The 4,618-nt window shown below is 62.6% G+C and carries 4 protein-coding genes and 1 pseudogene; 2 read left to right on the top strand and 3 right to left on the bottom strand.

Annotated elements, in window-relative coordinates:
• Nucleotides 1-231, top strand: a pseudogene (locus ACMO6A_RS11055) (peptide transporter); the annotation flags it as partial.
• Nucleotides 232-313: 82 nt separating this feature from the next.
• On the opposite strand, the gene ACMO6A_RS11050 reads toward ACMO6A_RS11055, so the two are convergent.
• The 3 genes from ACMO6A_RS11050 to glf form a co-directional block, all read right to left on the bottom strand.
• Nucleotides 314-1,372, bottom strand: a complete 1,059-nt coding sequence (locus ACMO6A_RS11050; RefSeq protein ID WP_035577118.1) for a type IV toxin-antitoxin system AbiEi family antitoxin domain-containing protein — start codon at nt 1,370-1,372, stop codon at nt 314-316.
• A 185-nt stretch (nt 1,373-1,557) separates the two neighbouring features.
• A complete protein-coding gene (locus ACMO6A_RS11045) occupies nt 1,558-2,580 on the bottom strand; it encodes a glycosyltransferase family 2 protein (protein WP_418471265.1) in 1,023 nt (340 codons plus the stop codon).
• A gap of 4 nt (nt 2,581-2,584) precedes the next feature.
• Nucleotides 2,585-3,799: a UDP-galactopyranose mutase gene (glf, locus tag ACMO6A_RS11040; protein WP_009307145.1), complete on the bottom strand. Its 1,215-nt coding sequence runs from the start codon at nt 3,797-3,799 to the stop codon at nt 2,585-2,587.
• A gap of 219 nt (nt 3,800-4,018) precedes the next feature.
• Here glf and ACMO6A_RS11035 point away from each other — a divergent pair.
• The coding region (locus ACMO6A_RS11035; protein WP_418471264.1) for a phosphate acyltransferase at nt 4,019-4,618 on the top strand (600 nt) is incomplete at its 3' end.

Genomic DNA, 4,618 nt, shown 5'->3' with positions numbered 1-4,618 from the left:
TACCTACCCTTCTACATGTCGCTGACCGCGTTTCTGGGAGCCATGGCCAAAGTCGCCTACGACGCCGTGTGCAAGCTGCGCCGCAAGGGGCTCTCGCCCGAGGCGGCCGCGGAGAAGGAGAAGGCCCAGGGCGAAACGGCCCTCGTGGTGTCGTCCGGCCTGCTGGGCGGCGAATCCATCGTAGGCGTCCTGGTGGCGCTCGCCGCCGTGGCGACGGGCCTGGGAGCGTAAACGCGGCGTGATCGCGGCCGCGTCGCCCGAAACGGACGGTTTGAGCGGCGATTCCGTCCGTTTCGGGCGACAGCTTCCCCAATCAGGCGACGAATGGCTCGTCGTGCAAGGCGCATACGGCGAACACGTGCGCCGAAGTCGAGCGAGAGCGCGACAGGCGCCGAACGACACGAGCCGTTTCATCGTCCCGAGGAATTCCATACTGATCGAGGAGCTTGACGAAGCGACCCGTGTTCGCCACGTCTTTGCTCGAGAACCGCATGATCGGCATGCCGTAAAGGGTGAGCTGAGCCTCTCGGTGCTGTTCGTCGGCAAGGACGCGCATCGGTGTCCGGCCGCCGCGCAGCGCCGCGTCCTCGTACTTCTGCATCCCATCGAACTCGCCGATAACCCTGCTGCCGTCCAGCCGCGTCCAGAGGAAGTCGACGCGATACGAACGCCGTCGATCGAGCGGCCGAGGCAAAGCCACCTGAAGCTCGGGAAGCGCGAAGCCATGCTGGATCATCGCGGCGCGCGCGATGGATTCGCCACCGCTTTCGCTACGGGCATCAGCGTAGTGCATCGTCCGCATGGCATGTGCCGCTCCTTCGAGATTGCCGCCGATGCGCCTAACATGGGAAACGAACGCGCTTGCCCTGCCCCCACCGAGGCGTAGCGCGAAATCCGCAACGGCCAGGGCCTGCCCGAAATCCACCATGCGCATGCAATCGAAGACGGTCCTCTGCAGCGACGTCACACGGAGTCCCTGCACAATGACGGATTCGTCTTCGGCGACAACGTGCCACCGAACGGTCTTCGAATTCGCATTGCGGTTCGATCGGGTCGTCGCAACGTGGATTGCGCCCAGCCTCTCGTACGATACCGGCAGACCGAACGCAACGGCAGCTGATTCGTGACAGAAAACCCAATCGGGATGAATGCTCTGTGCAGTGCGCATCACATGAAGCATTTTCTCGGGCTTCGAAAGCCCGCTCCAATAAGCGGCTCTGGCATACATGCCCCGAGCAGGCCGTACGACCTCACCTCGCTCCACATGCCGCCGCAGAATCTTGCGCGTCCGCTCGCAGGACGAAATCGCGCACATCCGCATGCGCTCCGCCCGAAGGAAAAGCTGGGCCATTTCGACATCGTTGGCTTTCATCGCGCACCACCGCCATCCGCATCCATGCAACTTCGTTCCATCTTCCCAGAAAACAAACAACCTGACGGCTTGAGCCGCGCAGTTCGCAAGACGAACACTGTCGCCCGAAACGGACGGTTTGAGCGGCGATTCTGTCCGTTTCGGGCGACAGCTTCCGCTAACGGACTCGCCGTTCCGCATGCACGCTAGTTGAACTTGAAGATCTTCTGAGCCATACGGTAGCCGGTGATGCCGATGCGGCGACCGAACGAGGTGGGCAGGTTCGTGCCCATGTTGAGCGTGCTGCGCCGGATGGGACGGTAGGCGTCCGGATTGTGCGCTTTGAGGTACTCCCAGATGGCCTCGCGCTTGTCCTCTGCCTCGTCGGTGTCGATCATGCGCAGGAAGATGGAGCAGATGCACATCATCATGGACAGGTAGTTCTCCATGTAGCGCTCCAGGCGCTTCTCGGGCACATCGTCGGGCAGGCGCACGGCATCGATCATCTCGCGCGTCACGCGCAGCTGCTGGTCGATGCGACCCATCATGACGTTCTCGTTCACGCTCTGATCTTCGCGCCCGATGAAGTAGCGGTACATGTCCACGTCACGGTAGTAGATGGTCTTCACATGCGGAAGAGGAACGTACACGAAGATGTTGTCCACGTAGAAGCAATGCTCGGGCAGCTTGAGATCGATGTCCCGCAAAAGATCGGTACGATAGATCACCGAGTGCATGAGCAGATACTGGCTTTGCCCGAAATGGCCCACGTCGGCCCAGCCGAACTCGCGCCCCTCGGGAAACACGTTACGGTAGTGCATGACCGTGCGCGCGCCCTCGTGAACCTTCTCGTACACGTAGTTGCCGATGACGAGATCGGTTGGATGCGGCAGTTCGGCCTGACGGCGCAGGTAAACCATGATCTCGGCCATGGCGTGCTCGTCGAGCCAGTCATCGGAGTCCACCACCTTGAAGTAGCGGCCCGTCGCGTTCGCCAATCCCATGTTCACCGCCGATCCATGACCGCCGTTTTCCTTATGGATGGCGCGGATCACACCCGGGTGCCGCTCCTGCCACGCATCGGCCTTGGCGGCCGTGTCGTCCTTCGTGGATCCGTCATCGACGATGAGTATCTCGATGTCGTCCCCGCATTTCAAAATCGACTCGATGCAGGTATCCATGTAGGCGGCCGAGTTGTAGCACGGCACGGCGAAGGAGATGGTCTTCATGCCGCTACCCCACCAGCTCGTCGGCGAGCGCCAGCGCACGGCCGATGATGACGTCCATGTTGTAGTAGCGGTACTCGGCCAGACGGCCCAGCGGATGGAAGTTCGGAAGCGACGTGGTGAGCGCGCGGTAGCGCTCGTAGTGCGCGGCGTTCTCGTCGTTGATGATGGCGTAGTACGGGATCTGCTTCTTCGGATCGTCGTAGGAGTGGCTGTACTCCTTCATGATGGTGGTCTTGTCGCTTACCTGGCCGGTGAGGTACTTGAACTCGGTGATGCGCGTGTAATCCTCGGTCACCGTGAAGTTCACCGTTCCGCAAGGCAGCACGTGCTCGACGTCGTGCGTCTCGTACACGAAATCGAGGCTGCGGTACGGCAGTCGGCCGAAACGCGACAGGAACAGCTCGTCGAGCGGCCCGGTGTAGACGATGGGCCCCTCGAACGGCGCGCCCTTGATGAGAATGGCGGACAGAGGCGCGTTCTCGTCGTTGCTCTCGAACTCCAGTTCGAACACGTTCTCGGCTTCGGTTTCCAGGCACACCATGATGCGCTCGTGGTCGAGCATGCGCTCGAACAGCGGGGTGTAGCCCTCGAGCGGCATGCCCTGGTAGGCGTCTTGGAAGTAGCGGTTGTCGCGCGACAGGAACACGGGCACGCGCGCCGTCACCGACGGATCCACCTCCTCCGGCGTGAGCCCCCACTGCTTCTGCGTGTAGTAGAGGAACACGTTCTTGTAGATGAAGTCCGCCACCTCGGTGAGATCGGGGTCGTCGACGCTCCGCAGCTCGGTGATGGTCACCTTGCGCTCGTCGCCGAACGTGGCGATGAGCTTCTCGATGAGCTGCGAGGCGCGCTCCTCGCCGAAGGCGATCTCCATCGAGTTCTTGTTGAACGGCACCGGCATGTACGTGCCGTACCAGTCGGCCAGCACCTCGTGCTGGTAGTCGCGCCACTCGGTGAAGCGGCGGACGTAGTCGAACGCGCGCTTGTCGTTGGTGTGGAAGATGTGCGGCCCATAGCGGTGCACGAGGATGCCCGCCTCGTCGGCCTCGTCGTACATGTTGCCGGCGATATGGGGCTTCTTCTCGATCACGAGAACACGCTTGCCGCCGCGCTCTGCCAGCTCGCGCGCCATGACGCTGCCGGCGAACCCGCTGCCCACCACCACGGCGTCGAAATCGCCTCGATCGATGTCATGCAAATCGCAGTAACGCACACCCATGGGGAACCTTCCTTGTCCGTATTGACCCGCACGAACCGCGCGGTCGCGATATCCTAGAAATAAAGCGCGGTATTTGCCGCGCCATAGATGCCGAACGCTATTTTACCGGGAAGGCTCCGGGTTGCGTGGATTATCATACAAAGCGGATAAAATGGAAGCGAGCGACGACCCGCCGCTGCAGCATGCGAAGAGGGCGTCGCGCGAATCGAAAGGCCTGCCATGAGTTCATTCCTGGAAACGATGCTCGCCCGCGCCAAAGCGGATCGCCAGACGATCGTGCTGCCCGAAGGCGACGACGAGCGCACCCTGGCGGCGGCCGAGCGCATCTTGGCCGACGACATCGCCGACCTCGTCATCCTCGGCGACGCCCACGCCATCGCGGCCAGCCCCTACAAGCTCAGCGGTGCGCGCATCATCGACCCGCGCACGTCCGAGCTGCGCGAAGGGTTCGCCGAGGCGCTCTACGAGCTGCGCAAGGCCAAGGGGATGACGCCCGAGCAGGCGATGGGCCTCATGGACGACGTGCTGTACTTCGGCGTGATGATGGTGAAGACCGGCGGCGCCGACGGCATGGTGGCCGGCGCATGCCATGCCACGGGCGACGTGCTGCGCCCCTGCCTGCAGATCCTCAAGACCGCGCCGGGCGTGAAGCTGGTCAGCTCGTTCTTCGTCATGGTGGTGCCCGACTGCGACCTGGGCCAAGAGGGGACGTTCCTGTTCTCGGACTGCGGCCTGGAAGTGCAGCCCGATGCCGAAAAGCTCGCGCACATCGCCGTGAACTCCGCGAAGTCGTGGAAGACGCTCATGGGCACCGACGCC

Origin of the sequence: Eggerthella sp. (genome assembly GCF_048329335.1) — a bacterium.
GTDB classification, from domain to species: domain Bacteria; phylum Actinomycetota; class Coriobacteriia; order Coriobacteriales; family Eggerthellaceae; genus Eggerthella; species Eggerthella lenta.
This window is presented reverse-complemented; position numbering and strand designations above follow the sequence as displayed.

Bases quoted from the DNA above. Each gene is read 5' to 3' on its own strand.
- ACMO6A_RS11050 (WP_035577118.1), bottom strand. From the start codon at position 1,372: ATGAAAGCCAACGATGTCGAAATGGCCCAGCTTTTCCTTCGGGCGGAG.
- ACMO6A_RS11045 (WP_418471265.1), bottom strand. From the start codon at position 2,580: ATGAAGACCATCTCCTTCGCCGTGCCGTGCTACAACTCGGCCGCCTAC.
- glf (WP_009307145.1), bottom strand. From the start codon at position 3,799: ATGGGTGTGCGTTACTGCGATTTGCATGACATCGATCGAGGCGATTTC.